Consider the following 22,565-nt stretch of genomic DNA (forward strand, 5'->3'; position numbering starts at 1 on the left):
ATTACTTGGCCTCCGCTTCAAAGTTGATTTCCTGGCCGGGCTTCAGGCAGACGTACGCCTTCTTCACGTCCTTGCGCTTGCCGTTGAAGCGGCCAAAGCGCTTTGCCTTGCCCTTCGTGACGAGCACGTTGACGGAATTGACTTCGACCTTGAACAGCAGCTCGACAGCAGCCTTGACTTCCTGCTTCGTGGCGTCCGGCGCGACTTCGAACACGACTTGTTCGTTCTTGTCGGCAACCAGAGTCGCCTTTTCGGAGATCACCGGCGCGAGCAGAACTTGCATCAAACGATGATCGTTTTTGCGAACTTCGCTCATGACAGCAACTCCTCGATCTGAGCGACCGCAGCCTTCGTGATCAGAATCTTCTTGAAGTAGATCAGCGAGAGCGGGTCGGCGTAACGCGGCTCGACAACCGCCACGTGGGCCAGGTTGCGCGACGCGAGGTACAGGTTCTCGTCGACCGTATCGGTGATGACCAACACGGATTCGAGACCCATCGCCTTGAATTTATCGGCCAATAGCTTGGTCTTCGGGGCTTCGAGCGCGAGGTCTTCGACCACGGCGATACGGCCTTCGCGAGCCAGCTGCGAGAAGATCGAGCAGAGGCCTGCGCGATGCATCTTCTTGTTGACCTTGTGCGAGAAGTTTTCTTCCGGCGAGTTCGGGAAAATGCGACCACCGCCACGCCACAACGGACTCGACGACATACCTGCACGAGCGCGGCCCGTACCCTTCTGACGCCACGGCTTCTTGGTGGTGTGCTTGACCTGCTCGCGGTCCTTCTGCGCGCGGTTGCCGCTACGTGCGTTCGCCTGATAAGCGACGACGATCTGGTGAATCAGGGCTTCGTTGTAATCGCGACCGAACACGACGTCCGATGCGTTCACGCCAGCGCCTTCCTGACCATTGGCATTCAGGAGCTTAAGTTCCATTATTTCGCTCCTTTCACAGCACGCGTCTTGACGGCCGGGGTCACGAAGACCTTGCCGCCCTTCGCACCCGGAACAGCACCGCGGACGAGCAGCAGATTGCGCTCAGCGTCGATGCGGGCGATTTCGAGATTCTGAACCGTGACGGTGACGTCACCGAGGTGACCCGTCATGCGCTTACCAGGAAACACACGACCCGGATCCTGCGCCATACCGATCGAACCCGGGACATTGTGCGAACGCGAGTTACCGTGCGTTGCGCGGCCCGAGGCAAAGTTGTAGCGCTTGATCGTGCCGGCATAACCCTTACCGATCGACGTGCCTTGCACATCGACCTTCTGGCCGACTTCGAAAATATCCGTACCGATCACGGCGCCGTTCGACAGTTCGCCTGCCTTGGCCGTTTCGATATGGAATTCCTTGAGGATTTCACCAGCTTGAACGCCGGCTTTGGCGAGGTGACCCGCCAGCGGCTTCGTCACGCGCGATGCGCGGCGAGCACCGAATGCAACCTGAACGGCGGTATAACCATCCGTTTCAACGGTCTTGATCTGCGTCACGCGGTTGTCCGACACGTCCAGCACGGTGACAGGGATCGAGTCCCCCTCAGGCGTGAAGATACGGGTCATGCCAACCTTGCGACCTACGAGTCCAAGGCTCATCGTTTTCTCCATTCCCAACTGCGATTGGTCGGGGCTGATTTACAAATGCCGGCTTCGTTACGAGAAACTGGGGCGGCTTGCTTGCGTCCTCTTCGTGCGAATAGGCGCGAAAAGCCTTGGAGTATAACAAGGCTTTTCGAATCCTGCAAGCAATCAAAGACTTAGCACCTTCTGACGCGCCAGCAGGCGCACCAGACAAACTTCGGGACTTACTGCAGCTTGATTTCGACGTCGACGCCAGCCGGCAGATCGAGCTTCATCAGCGCGTCGACGGTCTTGTCCGTCGGGTCGACGATGTCCATCAGGCGCTGGTGGGTACGGATTTCGAGCTGGTCGCGCGACGTCTTGTTGACGTGCGGCGAACGCAGGATGTCAAAACGCTGAATACGCGTCGGCAGCGGCACCGGGCCACGAACGATCGCGCCAGTCCGCTTCGCGGTATCGACGATTTCGGCTGCCGATTGATCGATCAGGCGATAGTCGAAAGCCTTCAGACGAATACGGATTTTCTGGTTCTGCATGACGAGTCCTTGAAAAGAGCGAGGCGGTATTGCACCGCACATTAGGCAAAAGAGCGTGGAACCGGACTTTCGCTGGGGGCGAGCGTCCGGTTCCGATTTTTACTGCGCTACTGCAACTTCAATCGAGCAAGCCCGATATCTTACTCGATAATCTTTGCCACGACACCGGCGCCGACGGTACGACCGCCTTCGCGGATGGCGAAGCGCAGGCCTTCTTCCATGGCGATCGGAGCGATCAGCTTGACCGTGATCGACACGTTGTCGCCCGGCATCACCATTTCCTTGTCCTTCGGCAGCTCGATCGAGCCCGTCACGTCCGTCGTACGGAAGTAGAACTGCGGACGGTAGTTGTTGAAGAACGGCGTGTGACGGCCGCCTTCATCCTTGCTCAGCACGTACACCTCAGCGGTGAAGTGCGTGTGCGGCGTGATCGAACCCGGCTTGGCCAGAACCTGGCCACGCTCCACGTCTTCACGCTTCGTGCCGCGCAGCAGGATACCGACGTTGTCGCCCGCTTGACCTTGGTCGAGCAGCTTGCGGAACATTTCCACGCCCGTGCAGGTCGTCTTCACCGTCGGCTTGATCCCGACGATTTCGATTTCCTCGCCGACCTTGACCACACCGCGCTCAACGCGGCCCGTCACCACCGTGCCGCGACCCGAGATCGAGAACACGTCTTCCACCGGCATCAGGAACGAACCGTCCACTGCGCGCTCCGGCGTCGGGATGTACGAATCCAGCGCGTCGGCCAGGTTCATGATCGCCACTTCGCCCAGCTCGCCCTTGTCGCCTTCCAGCGCCAGCTTGGCCGAACCCTTGATGATCGGAGTGTCGTCGCCCGGGAAGTCGTACTTCGACAGAAGCTCGCGCACTTCCATTTCGACGAGCTCGAGCAGCTCGGCGTCGTCCACCATGTCGCACTTGTTCAGGAACACGATGATGTACGGCACGCCCACCTGACGGGCCAGCAGGATGTGCTCGCGCGTTTGCGGCATCGGGCCGTCAGCGGCCGAGCACACCAGGATTGCGCCGTCCATCTGCGCTGCGCCCGTGATCATGTTCTTCACATAGTCAGCGTGGCCCGGGCAGTCGACGTGTGCGTAGTGGCGATTAGCCGTTTCGTACTCGACGTGCGCGGTGTTGATCGTGATGCCGCGTGCCTTTTCTTCCGGCGCCGCGTCGATCTGGTCGTACGCCTTCGCTTCGCCGCCGAACTTCTGCGTGAGCACCGTCGTGATTGCTGCCGTCAGCGTGGTCTTGCCGTGGTCAACGTGACCGATCGTGCCCACGTTCACGTGCGGCTTGGTCCGCTCGAATTTACCTTTTGCCATGATTACCTTCTTTCAAAGTTTGGTTATCGGTTAAAGCTTGTGGCTTGCGCCGAATTGCTTGCGGGTTTTACTTACCCTTGGCGTTGATGATCGCGTCCGCGACGTTACGCGGAGCTTCAGCGTAGTGCTTGAACTCCATCGTGTACGTGGCACGGCCTTGCGTCAGCGAACGCAGCGACGTCGAGTAGCCGAACATTTCCGACAGCGGCACTTCGGCGCGAACGATCTTGCCGCCGCCAATCATGTCTTCCATGCCCTGGACAATACCGCGACGGCCCGACAGGTCGCCCATCACGTTGCCCATGTAGTCTTCCGGCGTTTCGACTTCCACGGCCATCATCGGTTCGAGGATGACCGGGCTCGCCTTGCGCATTGCTTCCTTGAAGGCCATCGAGCCGGCCATGCGGAACGCGTTTTCGTTCGAGTCCACGTCGTGGTACGAACCGAACGTCAGGTGAACCTTCACGTCGACCACCGGGAAGCCAGCCAGCACGCCCGACTTCAGCGTTTCCTGGATACCCTTGTCCACGGCCGGGATGTATTCGCGCGGAATCACGCCGCCCTTGATCTCGTCCAGGAACTCGTAGCCCTTGCCCTGCTCGTTCGGCTCGAGCGTGATGACCGCGTGACCGTACTGGCCGCGACCACCCGACTGCTTGACGAACTTGCCATCGACATCCGCTGCGGTCGTGCGAATCGTTTCGCGGTATGCAACCTGCGGCTTGCCGACCGTTGCTTCCACGTTGAATTCGCGCTTCATGCGGTCGACGAGAATTTCGAGGTGGAGCTCGCCCATGCCCGAAATGATCGTCTGGCCCGATTCCTCGTCCGTTTGAACGCGGAACGACGGGTCTTCCTGCGCGAGACGGTTCAGCGCCAGGCCCATCTTTTCCTGGTCAGCCTTGGTCTTCGGCTCGACAGCCTGCGAAATCACCGGCTCCGGGAAAATCATGCGTTCGAGCACGATCGGGTTCTGCGGGTCGCACAGCGTGTCGCCAGTGGTCGCTTCCTTCAGGCCGACGGCGGCCGCGATATCGCCCGCCCGCACTTCCTTGATTTCTTCGCGCTGGTTCGCGTGCATCTGCAGAATACGGCCCAGACGTTCCTTCTTGTCCTTGGTCGCGTTCAGCACGGTGTCACCGGAATTCACGATGCCCGAGTACACACGGAAGAAGATCAGCTGACCGACGAACGGGTCCGTCATGATCTTGAACGCCAGCGCCGAGAACTTTTCGTCGTCGGCGGCACGGCGCTCGGCCTTCTCGCCGCTTTCGAGTTCGCCCGTAACCGGCGGAATGTCGACCGGCGACGGCAGGAAGTCGATGACGGCGTCGAGCATGCGCTGCACGCCCTTGTTCTTGAACGCGGTGCCGCACAGCATCGGCTGGATTTCGCACGCGATGGTCCGGTCGCGGATCGCCTTGACGATTTCCGCTTCGCTCAGCTCTTCGCCGCCGAGGTACTTTTCCATCAGCTCTTCGCTGGCTTCGGCAGCCGACTCGATCATCTTCTCGCGCCACTCGTTGCACGTGTCGACGAGTTCAGCGGGGATTTCGACGTAGTCGAACTTCGTGCCCTGGGACGCTTCGTCCCAAATGATCGCCTTCATCTTCAGAAGATCGACCACGCCCTTGAAGTTTTCTTCCGAGCCGATCGGCACGACGACGGGAACCGGGTTCGCCTTCAGGCGGTTCTTCAGCTGATCGTAGACCTTGAAGAAGTTCGCGCCCGTACGGTCCATCTTGTTGACGAACGCGAGACGGGGAACCTTGTATTTGTTAGCCTGGCGCCACACGGTTTCCGACTGCGGCTGCACGCCGCCCACTGCGCAGTAGACCATGCACGCGCCGTCGAGGACGCGCATCGAGCGCTCCACTTCGATCGTGAAGTCGACGTGCCCCGGGGTGTCGATGATGTTGATGCGGTGCTCGGGATAGTTGCCGCCCATGCCCTTCCAGAAGGCCGTGGTAGCAGCCGACGTGATGGTGATGCCGCGCTCCTGCTCCTGCTCCATCCAGTCCATCGTTGCTGCGCCGTCGTGAACTTCACCGATTTTGTGGTTCACGCCCGTGTAGAACAGGATGCGCTCGGTCGTCGTCGTTTTGCCGGCGTCGATGTGAGCGCTGATACCGATATTGCGGTAGCGCTCGATAGGTGTCTTGCGAGCCACTTTGGATCCTTTTTCGGTCGACGCGCCAGCGAGTGCGAGCGCGCCCTAACACAAACGGGCGAGGCGCCTGGGGTAGCGCACCCGCCCTGATTTTTCCGTTTGCTCTACGAGCGGGAGCTTAGAAACGGAAGTGCGAGAATGCCTTGTTGGCCTCTGCCATGCGGTGAACTTCATCGCGCTTCTTCATCGCGCCGCCACGGCCTTCGGCCGCTTCGGAGAGTTCACCCGCCAGACGCAGGGCCATCGACTTTTCGCTGCGCTTCTTCGCGGCTTCACGCAACCAACGCATCGCCAATGCCATACGACGCGAGGGACGCACTTCGACCGGAACCTGATAGTTGGCACCACCAACGCGACGGCTCTTCACTTCGACCACCGGCTTCACGTTGTTGAGCGCAACCGTGAACACTTCCAGCGGGTCCTTGCCACCCTTGGTCTGGATCTGTTCAAAAGCGCCGTACACGATACGCTCGGCAACCGACTTCTTGCCGGAGAGCATCAGCACATTCATGAACTTGGCTACATCTACGTTACCGAACTTCGGATCCGGCAACACTTCCCGCTTGGGGACTTCGCGACGACGCGGCATGATTCTTCCTTTACTTTTTCAGTTGGAGCTGGTTTTCAACTCCGCGGCCACCAACAAACCCGATCCATCTATTCGACTAAACCAGCTTGGCCGGGTGACCACTTACTCGACAGCACCGGCACTTCCGGCACCATCGCCTTAACCGCCTTGCGGCGACCTGATTCTTACTTCCGGCCGAGACTTACTTGCCGGCCTTCGCGCGCTTCGCACCATACTTCGAGCGAGCTTGCTTACGGTCCTTGACGCCCTGGGTATCCAGCGAGCCGCGAACCATGTGGTAACGCACACCCGGCAAGTCCTTCACACGGCCGCCGCGGATCAGCACGACCGAGTGCTCTTGCAGGTTGTGGCCTTCACCACCGATGTACGAAATGACTTCGAAGCCGTTCGTCAGACGAACCTTGGCAACTTTACGGAGTGCCGAGTTCGGCTTCTTCGGCGTCGTGGTGTACACGCGAGTGCACACGCCGCGACGCTGAGGGCAGTCCTGCAGGGCCGGCGACTTGCTCTTCGTCGTTTCCGACGCGCGGCCTTTGCGAACCAGTTGATTGATGGTTGGCATTGTTTAATCCTAAAAATGAACAAAATCCGCGCAATTCTTTCGGGCAAAGCGAAAAGAACGGCGCGTTTGGCGATCTCGCCGGTGAATTCCGCCGTCCGTACCCGGCACTAAGCCAGATCCGAAGTCGGACCAAGAACGAGAACCAAGCATGATATTCCGGAAATCGCAATTGGGTCAATAGGTTGCGACGATTTCGCGGGCTTTTCGCAAGCCGGACATCAATCGGAGCCGACGACGGAGAGCAATTCGTCGCCGAAGCGTTCGAGTTTGCGCACGCCGATGCCCGGAATATGACGCAAATCGTCGATGGTATCGGGGTCGCTGCGGACGATCTCCGCGAGCGTGGCGTCGTGGAAAATGACGTAGGCCGGCACGCCGTCGCTCTTCGCGGTCTCCGCGCGCCAGGCACGCAGACGCTCCCAGCGCGCCTTCTCGCGCGCCGACATGCCGGCTGTCGGATCCGCGCGTTCGCCCGTGCGACTGGAAGACTGGCGGGCTCGCGTCGGCTTTACGTATTTGCGCAGCGTGACATGCTCTTCGCCTTTCAGCACGGGCTTGCTGGCGTCGGTCAGCACGAGCGCGCCGAAACCGTCGTGATCGACGGCGAGGTAGCCGAACGCCACGAGCTGCCGGAACACCGCGCGCCACTCCTGCTCGGACAGCGCGGCACCGACGCCGAAGGTTGAAATCTTCTCGTGCCCGCGCTGCAAAACCTTCTCGCTGCGGGTGCCACGCAGAATATCGATGAGATGCCCCGCGCCGAAATGGAACCCGCTCGCCTTGTGCGCGCGATACACGCACGACAGCGCCATCTGCGCTTCGCGAGTGGCGTCGAAGGACGCGGGCGGCTCGAGGCAGGTGTCACAGTTGCCGCACGGCTTGCTCGTCTCGCCGAAGTACGCGAGCAGGCGCACGCGACGGCACGACGCCACCTCGCACAGACCCAGGAGCGCGTCGAGCTTGCCGGTCTGCACGCGCTTGTGCGCGTCATCGGCTTCGGATTCGTCGATCATCTTGCGCTGTTGCACGACGTCGCCCAGCCCGTACGCCATCCACGCGTTCGCCGGCATACCGTCGCGGCCGGCGCGTCCCGTCTCCTGGTAATAGCCCTCGACGCTCTTCGGCAAATCCAGATGCGCGACGAAGCGCACGTCCGGCTTGTCGATGCCCATGCCGAACGCGATCGTCGCGCACATGACGATGCCTTCTTCGCGCTGGAACATCTCCTGATGCTTCTGACGCGTCTCGAATTCCATGCCCGCGTGGTAAGGCAGCGCGCGGATGCCCTGGCCTTTCAGCCACTCCGCGGTTTCCTCGACCTTGCGGCGCGACAGGCAATACACGACACCCGCATCGGTCGTGCCGTCCTTGTTCGTATGCTCGGCGCGGATGAAGTCGAGCAGCTGCGAGCGCGCGTTGTCCTTCTCGACGATCCGAAAGCGAATGTTCGGCCGATCGAAGCTGGAGACGAAAATGCGCGCATCGTCCAATGCGAGCCGATGGACGATTTCATCGCGCGTGATCGCGTCGGCGGTTGCGGTAAGCGCGATGCGCGGCACATCCGGAAACCGCTCGTGCAGCACGGAAAGCTGGATGTACTCGGGACGGAAGTCGTGCCCCCATTGCGACACACAATGCGCTTCGTCGATAGCGAAAAGCCCGACGCGCGCGCGTTCGAGCAGTTCGAGAAAGCGCGGCGTCATCAGGCGTTCTGGGGCGACGTAAAGGAGATCGATGTCGCCTTCGCGCAGCGCGCGCTCGGTGGCCGCGGCCTCGGCGCCCGATAACGTCGAATTCAGATATGCGGCGCGCACGCCGACTTCCGTCAGCGCCGCGACCTGGTCCTGCATCAGCGCGATCAATGGCGACACGACGATGCCCGCGCCGAGCCCGGCCTCGCTGCGCACGAGCGACGGTATCTGATAGCACAGCGACTTGCCGCCGCCCGTCGGCATCAGCACGAGCGAATCGCCGCCGTTCGCGACATGCTCGACGATCTCCGCCTGTTGTCCGCGAAATGCGGGATAGCCGAAGATTTCGTTGAGTATTTCGAGCGACCGAGCCATGGAGGAAGAGTGCGTACTGCGACGTGAGAGATAACGAATTCTACCAACGCATCCACGCGTACCGAGGCGCAGGAATAAATCGTTAGCCGAATGGAAGAGGCAAAAAAAAACCGCCCAGCCGAAGCTGAGCGGTTCGTAGCGACTACGGGTAAAAGACGCTTACTCGTTGGTATGCGGCTGCTGCTCCGCTGCCGGGGTTTCCGGTGTACCAAAGTCGAATGCCTCTTCGGCCGCGATCTGGTCGAAACGCTCGCGATCCGACGATTCCTTGGCCTTCCGCGCCTTGTGGAACGCGAGACCCGTACCGGCCGGAATCAGACGGCCGACGATCACGTTTTCCTTCAGGCCACGCAGATCGTCGCGCTTGCCCATGATCGCCGCTTCGGTCAACACGCGCGTCGTTTCCTGGAACGATGCCGCCGAGATGAACGAGTCGGTCGACAGCGATGCCTTCGTGATACCGAGCAGCACGTTGTCGTACGTCGCCGGACGCTTGTCTTCCGCGATCATCTTGTCGTTTTCGTCCAGCATGTCCGAACGCTCGACCTGCTCGCCCGGAATGAAGCGCGTATCGCCGTTGTCGACAATCTGCACACGACGCAGCATCTGACGCACGATCACTTCGATGTGCTTGTCGTTGATCTTCACGCCCTGCAAACGGTACACGTCCTGCACTTCGTCGACGATGTAGCGCGACAGCGCCTCGATACCCTGCAGACGCAGGATGTCGTGCGGATCGGCAGGACCGTCGACGATCATTTCGCCCTTGTTGACGACTTGACCATCGTGCACCAGCACCTGCTTTTCCTTCGCGATCAGAAACTCGTGCTGATTGCCCTCGAGATCCGTGATGACGAGACGCTGCTTGCCCTTCGTGTCCTTACCGAACGACGTCGTGCCCGTGACTTCCGCGAGAATACCCGCGTCCTTCGGCGAGCGCGCTTCGAACAGTTCGGCCACGCGCGGCAGACCACCGGTAATGTCACGCGTCTTTTGCGCTTCAACCGGGATACGAGCCAGCACTTCACCGACCTGCACTTGCTGACCGTCCTTCACGGTGATCAGTGCGCCGACCTGGAAGCCGATCTGCACCGAATGCTCGGTGTTCGGGATCTTCACTTCCTCGCCGTTCGCGTCGAGCAGTTTCACCTGCGGACGCACGCTCTTCGAAGCCTGCGAGCCGCGACGCTTCACGTCGATCACGACCAGGGTCGAAAGACCGGTCACGTCGTCGATCTGCTTCGCAACGGTCACGCCTTCCTCGACGTTTTCGAACTTCACCGTGCCGCCCCACTCGGTGATGATCGGACGCGTCAGCGGATCCCATTGAGCCAGTTGCGCACCGGCCTTGATCTGCGCGCCGTCGAGTTGCAGCAGCGTCGCGCCGTACGGCACCTTGTGGCGTTCACGCTCGCGACCGAAGTCGTCCGCAATGATCGCCTCGCCCGAACGCGAAATGACGACCTGCTCGCCCTTCGCGTTGGTGACGTAGCGCATCGTGGCCGTGAAGCGCACCGTACCGTTCGACTTCGCTTCGACCGTCGAAGCAACCGCCGCACGCGACGCCGCACCACCGATGTGGAACGTACGCATGGTCAGCTGCGTACCCGGCTCACCGATAGACTGAGCAGCGATCACGCCGACTGCCTCACCGACGTTCACGCGCGAACCGCGGCCGAGGTCGCGGCCGTAGCACGCGGCGCACAGGCCGTAGCGCGTTTCGCAGGTCAGCGGCGTGCGCACGCGCACTTCGTCGATGCCGAGGCGTTCGATTTCCTCGACCGCGTCTTCGTCGAGCAGATCGCCCGACGCGTACAGCGTTTCCTGCGTTTCCGGATTGACGACGTCCGCCACCGCAACGCGACCGAGAATACGGTCACGCAGCGCTTCGACGACTTCGCCGCCTTCGACCAACGCCTTCATCGCCACGCCGTTCGACGTGCCGCAATCGTCTTCGACGACAACCAGATCCTGCGTCACGTCCACCAGACGCCGCGTCAGGTAACCCGAGTTCGCGGTCTTCAGCGCCGTATCCGCCAGACCCTTACGAGCGCCGTGCGTCGAGATGAAGTACTGCAACACGTTCAGGCCTTCGCGGAAGTTCGCGGTAATCGGCGTCTCGATGATCGAGCCGTCCGGCTTCGCCATAAGGCCGCGCATACCGGCGAGCTGACGAATCTGCACCGCGGAACCGCGAGCGCCCGAGTCGGCCATCATGTAGATGGAGTTGAACGACTCCTGCTTCGTCTCGTTGCCGTCACGGTCGGTGACGGGTTCCGTCGCGAGCTGCTCCATCATCGCCTTGCCAACGCTTTCCGACGTCGCCGACCAGATGTCGACCACGTTGTTGTAGCGTTCCTGCGCGGTGACGAGACCCGACATGTACTGACGGTCGTACTCCTTCACCTTCTTCGCTGCGTCGCCGACGATCGTCTCTTTCTGCGGCGGCACGAGCATGTCGTCCACGCAAATCGAAATGCCGGCGCGCGTCGCGAGACGGAAGCCCATCTGCATCAGCTGGTCGGCGAAGATCACCGTCTCGCGCAGACCGCACTTGCGGAACGCCGTGTTGATCAGGCGCGAGATTTCCTTCTTCTTCAGCGGCTTGTTCAGCACCGAGAACGGCAGGCCCGGCGGCAGAATCTCCGACAGGATCGAACGGCCGACCGTCGTCGCGTACAGCGAGATCTTCGGCACGAACGCCGGCGCGCCTTCGCTCGTGTCCTCGTTCGCCACCATTTCGGTGATACGCACGTTGACGCGCGAAGCCAGTTCGACTTCCTTGTTCTCGTACGCGCGGATCACTTCCGACACGCCCGTGAACGTCATGCCTTCGCCCTTGCCGTTGATCGCTTCACGCGACGCGTAGTAAAGGCCCAGCACGATATCCTGCGACGGCACGATCGACGGATCGCCGTTCGCCGGGAACAGGACGTTGTTCGACGCCAGCATCAGCGTGCGCGCTTCCATCTGCGCTTCGAGCGACAGCGGCACGTGAACGGCCATCTGGTCACCGTCGAAGTCGGCGTTGAACGCCGCGCAGACGAGCGGGTGCAGCTGGATCGCCTTGCCTTCGATCAGCACCGGCTCGAAAGCCTGAATGCCGAGACGGTGAAGCGTAGGCGCGCGGTTCAGCATCACCGGATGCTCGCGGATCACCTCTTCGAGGATGTCCCACACCACCGGCGTCTGGTTCTCGACTTCCTTCTTCGCAGCCTTGATGGTCGTCGCGACGCCCATCACTTCCAGCTTGTTGAAGATGAAAGGCTTGAACAGTTCGAGCGCCATCAGCTTCGGCAGACCGCACTGATGCAGCTTGAGCGTCGGACCGACCACGATCACCGAACGGCCCGAGTAGTCGACGCGCTTACCGAGCAGGTTCTGACGGAAACGGCCGCCCTTACCCTTGATCATGTCGGCGAGCGACTTCAGCGGACGCTTGTTCGCGCCGGTCATCGCCTTGCCACGGCGGCCGTTGTCGAGCAGCGAATCGACGGCTTCCTGCAGCATCCGCTTTTCGTTGCGGACGATGATTTCAGGCGCCTTCAGTTCGAGCAGACGCTTCAACCGGTTGTTACGGTTGATCACGCGGCGATACAGGTCGTTCAGATCCGACGTCGCGAAACGGCCGCCATCCAGCGGCACCAGCGGACGCAGTTCCGGCGGCAACACCGGCAGCACTTCGAGCACCATCCAGTCAGGCTTGATGCCCGAGCGTTGGAAAGCCTCGAGCACCTTCAGGCGCTTCGCGTACTTCTTGATCTTCGCTTCCGAACCCGTGTTCTTGAGTTCGGTGCGCAGCATTTCGACCTGTTCGTCGATGTTGATCGCGCGCAGCAGCTCGCGAACGCCTTCCGCACCCATTTCGGCACGGAATTCGTCACCGTACTCTTCGACCTTGTTGTAGTAATCCTCTTCCGTCATGATCTGCCGCGCTTTCAGCGGCGTCATGCCCGGATCGATCACCACATAGGCTTCGAAGTACAGCACGCGCTCGATGTCGCGCAGCGTCATGTCGAGCACCATGCCCAGACGCGACGGCAGCGACTTCAGGAACCAGATGTGGGCGACGGGCGAGGCCAGTTCGATGTGGCCCATGCGTTCGCGACGCACCTTCGCCAGCGTCACTTCGACGCCGCACTTCTCGCAGATCACGCCGCGGTGCTTCAGGCGCTTGTACTTGCCGCACAGGCATTCGTAGTCCTTGATCGGACCAAAAATCTTCGCGCAGAACAGACCATCCCGCTCCGGCTTGAACGTGCGGTAGTTGATGGTCTCAGGCTTCTTCACTTCGCCGAACGACCAAGAACGAATCTTGTCGGGCGACGCGAGGCCGATCTTGATCGCATCAAAAACTTCTTCTTGTTGGACTTGCTTGAATAGATCGAGCAGAGCTTTCATTGCTTTCTCTCCGTAGTCCGATTAGTTGCGGTCCAGATCGATATCAATACCGAGCGAGCGGATTTCCTTCACCAACACGTTGAAGGATTCCGGCATGCCCGCGTCGATCACGTGATCGCCCTTGACCAGGTTCTCATAAACCTTGGTCCGGCCCGTCACGTCGTCCGACTTGACCGTCAGCATTTCCTGCAGCACATACGAAGCGCCATACGCCTCGAGCGCCCACACTTCCATTTCACCGAAGCGCTGGCCACCGAACTGCGCCTTACCACCCAGCGGCTGCTGCGTGACGAGCGAGTACGGACCGGTCGAACGCGCGTGCATCTTGTCGTCGACCAAGTGGTGCAGCTTCAGGTAGTGCATGTAGCCGACCGTGACCGTGCGCTCGAATGCTTCGCCGGTGCGGCCGTCGTACAGCGTGACCTGGTTCTTCGACGGCGTCATGCCGAGGTTCGTTGCGATCTCGTCCGGGTAGGCCAGATTCAGCGCGCGCGACATTTCGTCTTCCGTCGCACCGTCGAACACCGGCGTTGCGAACGGCACGCCTTCGCGCAGGTTCTTCGCCAGTTCGACGATCTCGTCGTCGGAGAAGCTTTCCAGCTCTTCCTTGCGGCCCGACTCGTTGTAGATCTGCGTGAGGAACTGACGCAGTTCTTCGATCTTCGCCTGACGCTGCATCATCTCGCCGATACGCCAGCCGAGACCCTTCGCGGCCCAGCCCAGATGCACTTCGAGAATCTGACCCACGTTCATCCGCGACGGCACACCGAGCGGATTCAGCACGACGTCGGCCGGACGGCCATCGGCCATATACGGCATGTCTTCGATCGGCACGATCTTCGACACGACACCCTTGTTACCGTGACGACCCGCCATCTTGTCGCCAGGCTGCAGGCGACGCTTCACGGCGAGATATACCTTGACCATCTTGAGCACGCCCGGCGGCAGTTCATCGCCTTGCGTGAGCTTCTTGCGCTTCTCTTCGAACGCGAGGTCGAACTGGTGACGCTTCTGCTCGATCGAGTCCTTGATCGCTTCCAACTGCGCCGCTGCTTCTTCGTCCGCGAGGCGGATGTCGAACCAGTGGTAGTGGTCGAGATCTTCGAGATACGCGAGGTCGATCTTCGTGCCCTTCGCGAGCTTCTTCGGACCGCCGTTCGCGACCTTGCCGTTCAGCATGCGCGCGAGACGCTGGAACGCGTCGCCTTCCACGATACGAAGCTGGTCGTTCAGGTCGAGGCGATAGCGCTTCAATTCATCGTCGATGATCTGTTGCGCGCGCTTGTCCCGCGTGATGCCTTCGCGGGTGAACACCTGCACGTCGATGACCGTGCCGCTCATGCCCGACGGCACGCGCAGCGACGTGTCCTTCACGTCCGACGCCTTCTCACCGAAGATCGCGCGCAGCAGCTTTTCTTCCGGCGTCAGCTGGGTTTCGCCCTTCGGCGTGACCTTGCCGACCAGCACGTCGCCCGCTTCGACTTCCGCGCCGATGTACACGATGCCCGACTCGTCGAGACGGCCAAGCTGCACTTCCGCGAGGTTCGAAATATCGCGCGTGATTTCTTCCGGTCCGAGCTTCGTGTCGCGAGCAACGACGTTCAATTCTTCGATGTGGATCGACGTGTAGCGATCGTCCGCGACGACCTTTTCCGAGATCAGGATCGAGTCTTCGAAGTTGTAGCCGTTCCACGGCATGAACGCGACCAGCATGTTCTGGCCGAGCGCGAGCTCGCCCAGATCCGTCGATGCGCCGTCGGCCAGCACGTCGCCGCGCGAGACCTTGTCGCCGACCTTCGCGATCGGACGCTGGTTGATGTTCGTGTTCTGGTTCGAACGCGTGTACTTGATCAGGTTGTAGATGTCCACGCCGACGTCGCCGGCGACGGCTTCGTCGTCGTTCACGCGAATCACGATACGGCCCGCGTCGACGTAATCGACCACGCCACCACGCAGCGCCTGCACGGTCGTACCCGAGTCGACCGCGACCGTACGCTCGATGCCCGTACCGACGACCGGCTTCTCAGGACGCAGACACGGCACGGCCTGACGCTGCATGTTCGAGCCCATCAACGCGCGGTTCGCGTCGTCGTGCTCGAGGAACGGAATCAGCGATGCAGCCACCGACACGATCTGCGACGGCGCCACGTCCATGTACTGGATGCGATCCGGCGTAACCATCAGCGTTTCGCCCGCTTCGCGCGACGACACGAGTTCGTCGGTCAGCGTGCCGTCGTCGGCCACTGCGGCGTTCGCCTGAGCGATCACGTAACGGCCTTCTTCGATTGCCGACAGGTAGTCGATCTGGTCGGTCACCTTGCTGTCCACGACCTTGCGGTACGGCGTTTCGAGGAAGCCGTACTCGTTCAGGTGCGCGTAGAGAGCGAGCGAGTTGATCAGACCGATGTTCGGACCTTCCGGCGTTTCGATCGGGCACACGCGGCCATAGTGCGTCGGATGCACGTCGCGGACTTCGAAGCCCGCGCGCTCGCGCGTCAGACCGCCCGGGCCCAGTGCGGAAACACGACGCTTGTGCGTGATTTCCGACAGCGGGTTGGTCTGGTCCATGAACTGCGAGAGCTGCGACGAACCGAAGAACTCGCGAATCGCCGAAGAAATCGGCTTCGAGTTGATCAGATCGTGAGGCATCAGGTTTTCGCTTTCGGCTTGGCCGAGGCGTTCCTTCACCGCGCGCTCGACGCGCACGAGACCGGCGCGGAACTGGTTCTCCGCGAGTTCGCCGACGCAACGCACACGACGATTGCCCAAGTGGTCGATGTCGTCCACTTCGCCCTTGCCGTTACGCAACTCGACGAGGATCTTGATCGTCGCGAGGATGTCGTCGTCCTGCAGCGTCATCGGGCCGACGATTTCGTCACGACCGACGCGGCGATTGAACTTCATGCGGCCGACCTTCGACAGGTCGTACGCATCTTCGCTGTAGAACAGACGGTTGAACAGCGCCTCGACCGCTTCTTCGGTCGGCGGCTCGCCCGGGCGCATCATGCGATAGATCGCGATGCGGGCGGCCATCTTGTCGGCGGTTTCGTCGATACGTAGCGTCGACGAGATATACGGTCCCTGGTCGAGGTCGTTCGTGTAGAGCGTCTGGATGTCCTTGACCTTCGCCTCGCGCAGCTTTTCGAGGACCGTTTCCGTGATTTCCTCGTTGGCGTTCGCGATCACTTCGCCCGTTTCCGGATCGATCACGTTCTTCGCCAGCACGCGGCCGAGCAGATACTCTTCCGGCACCGAGATAAACTTCGTCTTGGCGTTCTCGAGGTCGCGAATGTGCTTCGCGTTGATCCGCTTGTCCTTCGTGACGATCACGTTGCCATCGCGGTCCTGGATGTCGAAACGCGCGACTTCACCGCGCAGGCGCTCGGGAACGAATTCCATTTGCGCGCCTTCGCTCATCAGGCCGAAGTTGTCGAACACGAAGAAGTTCGCGAGGATCTGCTCCGGCGTCATGCCGATCGCTTTCAGCAGAATCGTGACCGGCATCTTGCGGCGACGGTCGACGCGGAAGTACAGCACGTCCTTCGGGTCGAACTCGAAGTCGAGCCACGAACCGCGGTAAGGAATGATGCGCGCAGAGAACAGCAGCTTGCCGGAGCTGTGCGTCTTGCCCTTGTCGTGCTCGAAGAACACGCCAGGCGAACGGTGGAGCTGCGACACGATCACGCGCTCCGTTCCGTTGATGACGAACGAACCCGTCGGCGTCATGAGCGGAATTTCGCCCATGTACACTTCCTGCTCCTTCACTTCCTTGACGACCGGCTTGCTCGGCGATTCCTTGTCCAGCAAAACCAGACGCACTTTCGCGCGCAGGGCCGAGCAGTACGTCAGGCCGCGCTGCTGGCATTCTTTGATGTTGAACGCCGGCGACGACAGCATGTAGCTGACGAACTCGAGCCGCGCAAAGCCGTTGTGCGAAACGATCGGGAAAACAGAGGTGAACGCAGCCTGCAAGCCTTCTGACTTGCGCTGCGAAGACGACGTGTCTGCTTGCAGAAACGTCTGGAATGATTCAAGCTGGGTCGCCAGCAAAAAGGGAACTTGGTGAACGATGGGGCGCTTCGCGAAACTCTTGCGAATACGCTTCTTCTCGGTGAAGGAATATTGCATACGATCTCCGAATCACGGCGGGCGTTACCGAGGCGGGATACCTCGATGTCACAGCCCGGTGTTCACCGACTGAGACTCGCGCACGTGTCCGGGGAGGACGCGCGAATCTAGAAGCTTGGTGGTTGGCCGCTACCAACCGCTGGCTGACGGCAGCGGATGCCTGTGTTTCCCGCTACCCGACCAAACTTGCCTTCTGCAGTCGCTTCAGAAGACAAAGAGAACGATCGGAAGATTCTGCCGCTCCGAGTGTTTTCTTTGGCTTCTGTGGAGACTTTTATGCTTGCCGACAAGCATAAAAACTGCGTCCCCACAAAGCACAAAAAGGCCGGCGGTGAAAAACCGCCAGCCTTCGCATAGCGCAATGAAACTTACTTGATTTCAGCCTTCGCGCCTGCGTCTTCCAGCTTCTTCTTGGCTTCTTCAGCAGCAGCCTTGGGCACCGCTTCCTTGATGGGCTTCGGTGCGCCGTCAACCAGGTCCTTCGCTTCCTTCAGGCCGAGACCCGTCAGTTCACGAACTGCCTTGATCACGGAAACCTTGTTCGCGCCTGCTTCGAGCAGGTTGACGGTGAACTCGGTCTGCTCTTCGACTGCAGCAGCTGCGCCGCCACCTGCCGGGCCAGCGACTGCGACAGCAGCAGCCGACACGCCAAACTTCTCTTCGAACGCCTTTACCAGTTCGTTCAGTTCGAGAACCGACATCGAGCCAACGGCTTCCAGGATGTCTTCTTTTGCGATTGCCATTTGAAATACTCCTAAATTGAATTCGGATCGAGCTAGCGATCTAGCTAATACCTAACTGAGCTACTGGCGCCCAAGTGCGTGCGTTATGCAGCTTCGCCTTGCTTCTTCTCGGCGAGCGCGGCCAGTGCGCGCGCGAAGCCGGAAACAGGTGCTTGCATGACGAACAGCAGCTTGGAGAGCAGTTCTTCGCGGCTCGGGATGTTGGCCAGCGCTTGCACGCCTGCCTTGTCCATCACTTTGCCTTCGTAGGAACCAGCCTTGATGATCAACTTGTCATTGCCCTTACCGAAGTCGTTGACGACCTTGGCAGCGGCAATGGCATCTTCCGAGATGCCGTAGATCAGAGGACCGGTCATCTGCTCAGCCAGCGGAGCGAACGGCGTACCTTCGACGGCGCGACGCGCCAGCGTGTTCTTCAACACGCGCAGATACACCTGTTGCTCACGCGCTTTCGCGCGCAGCTTGGTCAGATCGCCAACCGTGATCCCACGATACTCAGCGAGCACCATCGTCTGAGCCTTCGCGACTTGCGCGGCGACTTCAGCGACGACTGCCTGCTTATCTTCTTTGTTCAGTGGCACGGTTAAACCTCCAGATTCGATGCACTCGGGCCACAACCCTCATGCACCACGTTCGACAACGGCGTCCGACTGTTAGGAGTATTTCGATCGATTGGTGATCATCCAGGATGATCGACAACCAACTTCAACCACTACAAAACTGTTTCGGGTTCGCCATCTGCGTTGGCTTGAATTAAGGCGATGCCTGCCTACTGCACCGCCACCAACGGTCTTTGACAACCGGTTGCTCGACTCGATACTGCAGCCTCGCAACCGCCCAAAGCCCTTTTGAAGCGCGATCAATCGATCGCGCCCGAAATTCTTACTGTTGCGCCAGCGTAGCTTGATCCACGCGAACGCCAACGCCCATCGTGCTCGACACGGCGATCTTGCGCAGATACACGCCCTTGCTCGTTGCCGGCTTCGCCTTTTGCAGCGCTTCGATCAGCGCGGAAAGGTTCTGACGCAGCGATGCCGGTTCGAACGATGCGCGACCGATCGTGCCGTGGATGATACCGGCCTTGTCGACGCGGAACTGAACCTGACCAGCCTTCGCGTTCTTGACCGCTTGAGCGACGTCCGGCGTAACCGTGCCAACCTTCGGGTTCGGCATAAGGCCGCGCGGGCCGAGGATCTGGCCCAGCGTACCGACGACACGCATGGTGTCCGGCGAAGCGATCACAACGTCGAAGTTCAGATTGCCAGCCTTGACTTGCTCGGCGAGGTCTTCCATGCCGACAATGTCCGCGCCAGCCGCGCGAGCCTGTTCAGCCTTGTCGCCTTGCGCGAACACTGCCACGCGAACCGACTTACCGGTACCAGCCGGCAGAACGACGGAGCCACGAACGACCTGGTCCGACTTCTTCGCGTCGATACCGAGCTGAACTGCGACGTCGATTGACTCATCGAACTTCGCGCTCGCGCATTCCTTTACGAGAGCCAGCGCGTCGTCTATCGCGTACAGCTTCTGACGATCAACCTTGCTCGCGAATGCCTGAAGGCGCTTAGAAAGCTTAGCCATTTACACGCCCTCCACAGTGATGCCCATCGAACGCGCGCTGCCGGCGATCGTGCGCACGGCTGCATCCAGATCAGCTGCCGTAAGATCCGGCATCTTGGTCTTCGCGATTTCTTCCGCTTGAGCGCGGGTGATGTTGCCCACCTTGTCGGTGTGCGGCTTGCTCGAACCCTTTTGCACGGCGGCTGCCTTCTTGATCAGAACGGTAGCCGGCGGCGTCTTCATAATGAAGGTGAAGCTCTTGTCCGCGAATGCCGTGATGACGACCGGCACCGGCAGCCCCGGCTCCATACCTTGAGTCTGCGCGTTGAACGCCTTGCAGAACTCCATGATGTTCAGGCCGCGCTGGCCCAGCGCCGGACCGACCGGCGGCGACGGGTTGGCTTTACCTGCAGGAATCTGCAGTTTGATAAAGCCGACGATTTTCTTTGCCATGTTGAAAACCTCTGCTGAACGCGTGAGCGTTCGGTGAGTGATAGCGCGTGTTCGACGTTGCCGCCTACTGACGCTCCTCAACGGTCAGAACGCGGACCGTAAGCGCGAATCGCGCGATGGCTCGAAAGCCACGCGCGATGTATTCGATTAAAGCTTTTCGACCTGACCGAACTCGAGTTCGACCGGTGTCGAGCGCCCGAAAATCGTGACGGAGACACGGACTCGGGACTTTTCGTAGTTCACTTCTTCAACGTTGCCATTGAAGTCGGTGAACGGACCTTCCTTCACACGCACCATCTCACCCACTTCGAACAGCGTCTTCGGACGAGGCTTCTCGACGCCTTCCTGCATCTGCGACATGATCTTTTCGACTTCACGCGGCGAGATGGGGCTGGGGCGGTTACGCGCGCCACCGACAAAACCGGTGACCTTGGCCGTGTTCTTGACTAGGTGCCACGTTTCGTCCGTCATTTCCATTTCAACCAGGACGTAACCGGGAAAGAAACGACGCTCCGTGACCGACTTATGGCCGCCTTTTACTTCAACGACCTCTTCGGTCGGGACAAGGATCTGACCGAATTGATCCTGCATGCCTGCACGCTCAATGCGCTCCTGAAGCGCACGTTGCACGCTCTTCTCCATGCCGGAGTAGGCGTGCACCACATACCAACGTTTTCCACTCGGGGATGTCGGAGTATCGCTCATATCATTTCCATCCCAGAATCGCCGAGAAAATCACCCATTCGATCGACTTATCGCTAAGCCAAAGAAAAATGGCCATGATTAGAACAAACGCGAAGACCACTAGAGTCGTCTGGGTGGCCTCTTTGCGAGTCGGCCAGACAACTTTGCGGACTTCCTTGTACGAGTCCTTGGCGAATGCGATGAACCCTTTGCCCGGCGCAGAGAGGAGACCGACTGCGACACCCGCGATGACACCGACAGCAAGCGCTGCGCCGCGGACGTACCATTCTTGGCCCGAGAGCCAGAAGAACCCAACGAACCCGGCCAAGACCAACAATACGCCCGCCACCAACATCAACTTGTCGCCGGAAGTATTTACAGTTTCGACGGAAGGATTCGCCATAACACCTTAAACAGCGCCACTTGGCGCAAGAATTTGGCAGGGGCAGAGGGAATCGAACCCCCAACCTTCGGTTTTGGAGACCGACGCTCTGCCAGTTGAGCTATACCCCTAAACCATTTGGGGCCGACGGACTTCGCCGACCCCGAAACCACTAACTACCGAAAAGATCTCTGGCTCTTACTCGATGATCTTTGCCACGACACCGGCGCCGACGGTACGACCGCCTTCGCGGATGGCGAAGCGCAGGCCTTCTTCCATGGCGATCGGAGCGATCAGCTTGACCGTGATCGACACGTTGTCGCCCGGCATCACCATTTCCTTGTCCTTCGGCAGCTCGATCGAGCCCGTCACGTCCGTCGTACGGAAGTAGAACTGCGGACGGTAGTTGTTGAAGAACGGCGTGTGACGGCCGCCTTCATCCTTGCTCAGCACGTACACCTCAGCGGTGAAGTGCGTGTGCGGCGTGATCGAACCCGGCTTGGCCAGAACCTGGCCACGCTCCACGTCTTCACGCTTCGTGCCGCGCAGCAGGATACCGACGTTGTCGCCCGCTTGACCTTGGTCGAGCAGCTTGCGGAACATTTCCACGCCCGTGCAGGTCGTCTTCACCGTCGGCTTGATCCCGACGATTTCGATTTCCTCGCCGACCTTGACCACACCGCGCTCAACGCGGCCCGTCACCACCGTGCCGCGACCCGAGATCGAGAACACGTCTTCCACCGGCATCAGGAACGAACCGTCCACTGCGCGCTCCGGCGTCGGGATGTACGAATCCAGCGCGTCGGCCAGGTTCATGATCGCCACTTCGCCCAGCTCGCCCTTGTCGCCTTCCAGCGCCAGCTTGGCCGAACCCTTGATGATCGGAGTGTCGTCGCCCGGGAAGTCGTACTTCGACAGAAGCTCGCGCACTTCCATTTCGACGAGCTCGAGCAGCTCGGCGTCGTCCACCATGTCGCACTTGTTCAGGAACACGATGATGTACGGCACGCCCACCTGACGGGCCAGCAGGATGTGCTCGCGCGTTTGCGGCATCGGGCCGTCAGCGGCCGAGCACACCAGGATTGCGCCGTCCATCTGCGCTGCGCCCGTGATCATGTTCTTCACATAGTCAGCGTGGCCCGGGCAGTCGACGTGTGCGTAGTGGCGATTAGCCGTTTCGTACTCGACGTGCGCGGTGTTGATCGTGATGCCGCGTGCCTTTTCTTCCGGCGCCGCGTCGATCTGGTCGTACGCCTTCGCTTCGCCGCCGAACTTCTGCGTGAGCACCGTCGTGATTGCTGCCGTCAGCGTGGTCTTGCCGTGGTCAACGTGACCGATCGTGCCCACGTTCACGTGCGGCTTGGTCCGCTCGAATTTACCTTT

At 60.4% G+C, this 22,565-nt stretch carries 18 protein-coding genes and 1 tRNA gene; all 19 read right to left on the reverse strand.

Annotation, left to right across the window (positions count from 1 at the left end):
- Position 1: 1 nt before the first annotated feature.
- On the reverse strand, positions 2-316 hold the full coding sequence (gene rplW, locus NCS28_RS12585) for a 50S ribosomal protein L23 (RefSeq protein ID WP_035967599.1): 315 nt from the start codon (positions 314-316) through the stop codon (positions 2-4).
- The gene (gene rplD / locus NCS28_RS12590) at positions 313-933 is read right to left on the reverse strand and encodes a 50S ribosomal protein L4 (RefSeq protein WP_035506767.1); all 621 of its coding nucleotides are present in this window, start codon (positions 931-933) and stop codon (positions 313-315) included. The genes rplW and rplD overlap by 4 nt, the downstream gene beginning before the upstream one ends.
- Positions 933-1,592, reverse strand: coding sequence for a 50S ribosomal protein L3 (gene rplC, locus NCS28_RS12595; protein ID WP_061120237.1), 660 nt, complete (start codon positions 1,590-1,592; stop codon positions 933-935). Before rplC ends, rplD begins: the two co-directional genes overlap by 1 nt.
- 209 nt (positions 1,593-1,801) lie before the next feature.
- Positions 1,802-2,113: a 30S ribosomal protein S10 gene (gene rpsJ, locus NCS28_RS12600; RefSeq protein WP_006998489.1), complete on the reverse strand. Its 312-nt coding sequence runs from the start codon at positions 2,111-2,113 to the stop codon at positions 1,802-1,804.
- Positions 2,114-2,253: 140 nt separating this feature from the next.
- Positions 2,254-3,444, reverse strand: coding sequence for an elongation factor Tu (gene tuf, locus NCS28_RS12605; protein ID WP_061120225.1), 1,191 nt, complete (start codon positions 3,442-3,444; stop codon positions 2,254-2,256).
- A 67-nt stretch (positions 3,445-3,511) separates the two neighbouring features.
- Positions 3,512-5,614 carry an elongation factor G gene (gene fusA / locus NCS28_RS12610; RefSeq protein ID WP_250514128.1) on the reverse strand — a complete coding sequence of 701 codons (2,103 nt, stop codon included), beginning with the start codon at positions 5,612-5,614 and terminating at the stop codon, positions 3,512-3,514.
- Between the two features lie 118 nt (positions 5,615-5,732).
- On the reverse strand, positions 5,733-6,203 hold the full coding sequence (gene rpsG / locus NCS28_RS12615) for a 30S ribosomal protein S7 (protein ID WP_006053291.1): 471 nt from the start codon (positions 6,201-6,203) through the stop codon (positions 5,733-5,735).
- A 181-nt stretch (positions 6,204-6,384) separates the two neighbouring features.
- A complete protein-coding gene (gene rpsL, locus NCS28_RS12620; protein ID WP_006998493.1) occupies positions 6,385-6,765 on the reverse strand; it encodes a 30S ribosomal protein S12 in 381 nt (126 codons plus the stop codon).
- Positions 6,766-6,983: 218 nt separating this feature from the next.
- Entirely contained in the window at positions 6,984-8,831 is a 1,848-nt protein-coding gene (recQ, locus tag NCS28_RS12625) for a DNA helicase RecQ (RefSeq protein ID WP_250514129.1), read from the reverse strand.
- 159 nt (positions 8,832-8,990) lie between these two features.
- Complete coding sequence (rpoC, locus tag NCS28_RS12630) at positions 8,991-13,232, reverse strand: DNA-directed RNA polymerase subunit beta' (RefSeq protein ID WP_061120228.1); 4,242 nt, start codon at positions 13,230-13,232, stop codon at positions 8,991-8,993.
- A 21-nt stretch (positions 13,233-13,253) separates the two neighbouring features.
- The gene (gene rpoB, locus NCS28_RS12635; protein WP_250514130.1) at positions 13,254-17,360 is read right to left on the reverse strand and encodes a DNA-directed RNA polymerase subunit beta; all 4,107 of its coding nucleotides are present in this window, start codon (positions 17,358-17,360) and stop codon (positions 13,254-13,256) included.
- Between the two features lie 368 nt (positions 17,361-17,728).
- Positions 17,729-18,103, reverse strand: a complete 375-nt coding sequence (gene rplL, locus NCS28_RS12640; protein ID WP_014192486.1) for a 50S ribosomal protein L7/L12 — start codon at positions 18,101-18,103, stop codon at positions 17,729-17,731.
- Between the two features lie 83 nt (positions 18,104-18,186).
- A complete protein-coding gene (rplJ, locus tag NCS28_RS12645) occupies positions 18,187-18,684 on the reverse strand; it encodes a 50S ribosomal protein L10 (RefSeq protein WP_061120230.1) in 498 nt (165 codons plus the stop codon).
- Positions 18,685-18,985: 301 nt separating this feature from the next.
- A complete protein-coding gene (gene rplA, locus NCS28_RS12650) occupies positions 18,986-19,684 on the reverse strand; it encodes a 50S ribosomal protein L1 (protein ID WP_250514131.1) in 699 nt (232 codons plus the stop codon).
- Positions 19,685-20,116, reverse strand: a complete 432-nt coding sequence (gene rplK / locus NCS28_RS12655; protein ID WP_062256081.1) for a 50S ribosomal protein L11 — start codon at positions 20,114-20,116, stop codon at positions 19,685-19,687.
- Between the two features lie 147 nt (positions 20,117-20,263).
- Positions 20,264-20,821: a transcription termination/antitermination protein NusG gene (nusG, locus tag NCS28_RS12660; RefSeq protein WP_014192489.1), complete on the reverse strand. Its 558-nt coding sequence runs from the start codon at positions 20,819-20,821 to the stop codon at positions 20,264-20,266.
- A 1-nt stretch (position 20,822) separates the two neighbouring features.
- Positions 20,823-21,203, reverse strand: coding sequence for a preprotein translocase subunit SecE (secE, locus tag NCS28_RS12665; RefSeq protein WP_008343790.1), 381 nt, complete (start codon positions 21,201-21,203; stop codon positions 20,823-20,825).
- Positions 21,204-21,237: 34 nt separating this feature from the next.
- Positions 21,238-21,313: transfer RNA gene (locus NCS28_RS12670), tRNA-Trp, on the reverse strand.
- A 67-nt stretch (positions 21,314-21,380) separates the two neighbouring features.
- Positions 21,381-22,565 (reverse strand): elongation factor Tu (gene tuf, locus NCS28_RS12675; protein WP_250477167.1); only part of this gene is annotated, 1,185 nt, incomplete at its 5' end.

Source organism: Caballeronia sp. INDeC2, from assembly GCF_023631325.1.
Classification (GTDB): Bacteria; Pseudomonadota; Gammaproteobacteria; order Burkholderiales; family Burkholderiaceae; genus Caballeronia.

Excerpts from the sequence above, each read along its gene's own strand:
- rplW (WP_035967599.1), bottom strand. The coding sequence starts at position 316 with ATGAGCGAAGTTCGCAAAAACGATCATCGTTTGATGCAAGTTCTGCTC.
- rplD (WP_035506767.1), bottom strand. The coding sequence starts at position 933 with ATGGAACTTAAGCTCCTGAATGCCAATGGTCAGGAAGGCGCTGGCGTG.
- rplC (WP_061120237.1), bottom strand. The coding sequence starts at position 1,592 with ATGAGCCTTGGACTCGTAGGTCGCAAGGTTGGCATGACCCGTATCTTC.
- rpsJ (WP_006998489.1), bottom strand. The coding sequence starts at position 2,113 with ATGCAGAACCAGAAAATCCGTATTCGTCTGAAGGCTTTCGACTATCGC.
- tuf (WP_061120225.1), bottom strand. The coding sequence starts at position 3,444 with ATGGCAAAAGGTAAATTCGAGCGGACCAAGCCGCACGTGAACGTGGGC.
- rpsG (WP_006053291.1), bottom strand. The coding sequence starts at position 6,203 with ATGCCGCGTCGTCGCGAAGTCCCCAAGCGGGAAGTGTTGCCGGATCCG.
- rpsL (WP_006998493.1), bottom strand. The coding sequence starts at position 6,765 with ATGCCAACCATCAATCAACTGGTTCGCAAAGGCCGCGCGTCGGAAACG.
- recQ (WP_250514129.1), bottom strand. The coding sequence starts at position 8,831 with ATGGCTCGGTCGCTCGAAATACTCAACGAAATCTTCGGCTATCCCGCA.
- rpoC (WP_061120228.1), bottom strand. The coding sequence starts at position 13,232 with ATGAAAGCTCTGCTCGATCTATTCAAGCAAGTCCAACAAGAAGAAGTT.
- rpoB (WP_250514130.1), bottom strand. The coding sequence starts at position 17,360 with ATGCAATATTCCTTCACCGAGAAGAAGCGTATTCGCAAGAGTTTCGCG.
- rplL (WP_014192486.1), bottom strand. The coding sequence starts at position 18,103 with ATGGCAATCGCAAAAGAAGACATCCTGGAAGCCGTTGGCTCGATGTCG.
- rplA (WP_250514131.1), bottom strand. The coding sequence starts at position 19,684 with ATGGCTAAGCTTTCTAAGCGCCTTCAGGCATTCGCGAGCAAGGTTGAT.
- rplK (WP_062256081.1), bottom strand. The coding sequence starts at position 20,116 with ATGGCAAAGAAAATCGTCGGCTTTATCAAACTGCAGATTCCTGCAGGT.
- nusG (WP_014192489.1), bottom strand. The coding sequence starts at position 20,821 with ATGAGCGATACTCCGACATCCCCGAGTGGAAAACGTTGGTATGTGGTG.
- secE (WP_008343790.1), bottom strand. The coding sequence starts at position 21,203 with ATGGCGAATCCTTCCGTCGAAACTGTAAATACTTCCGGCGACAAGTTG.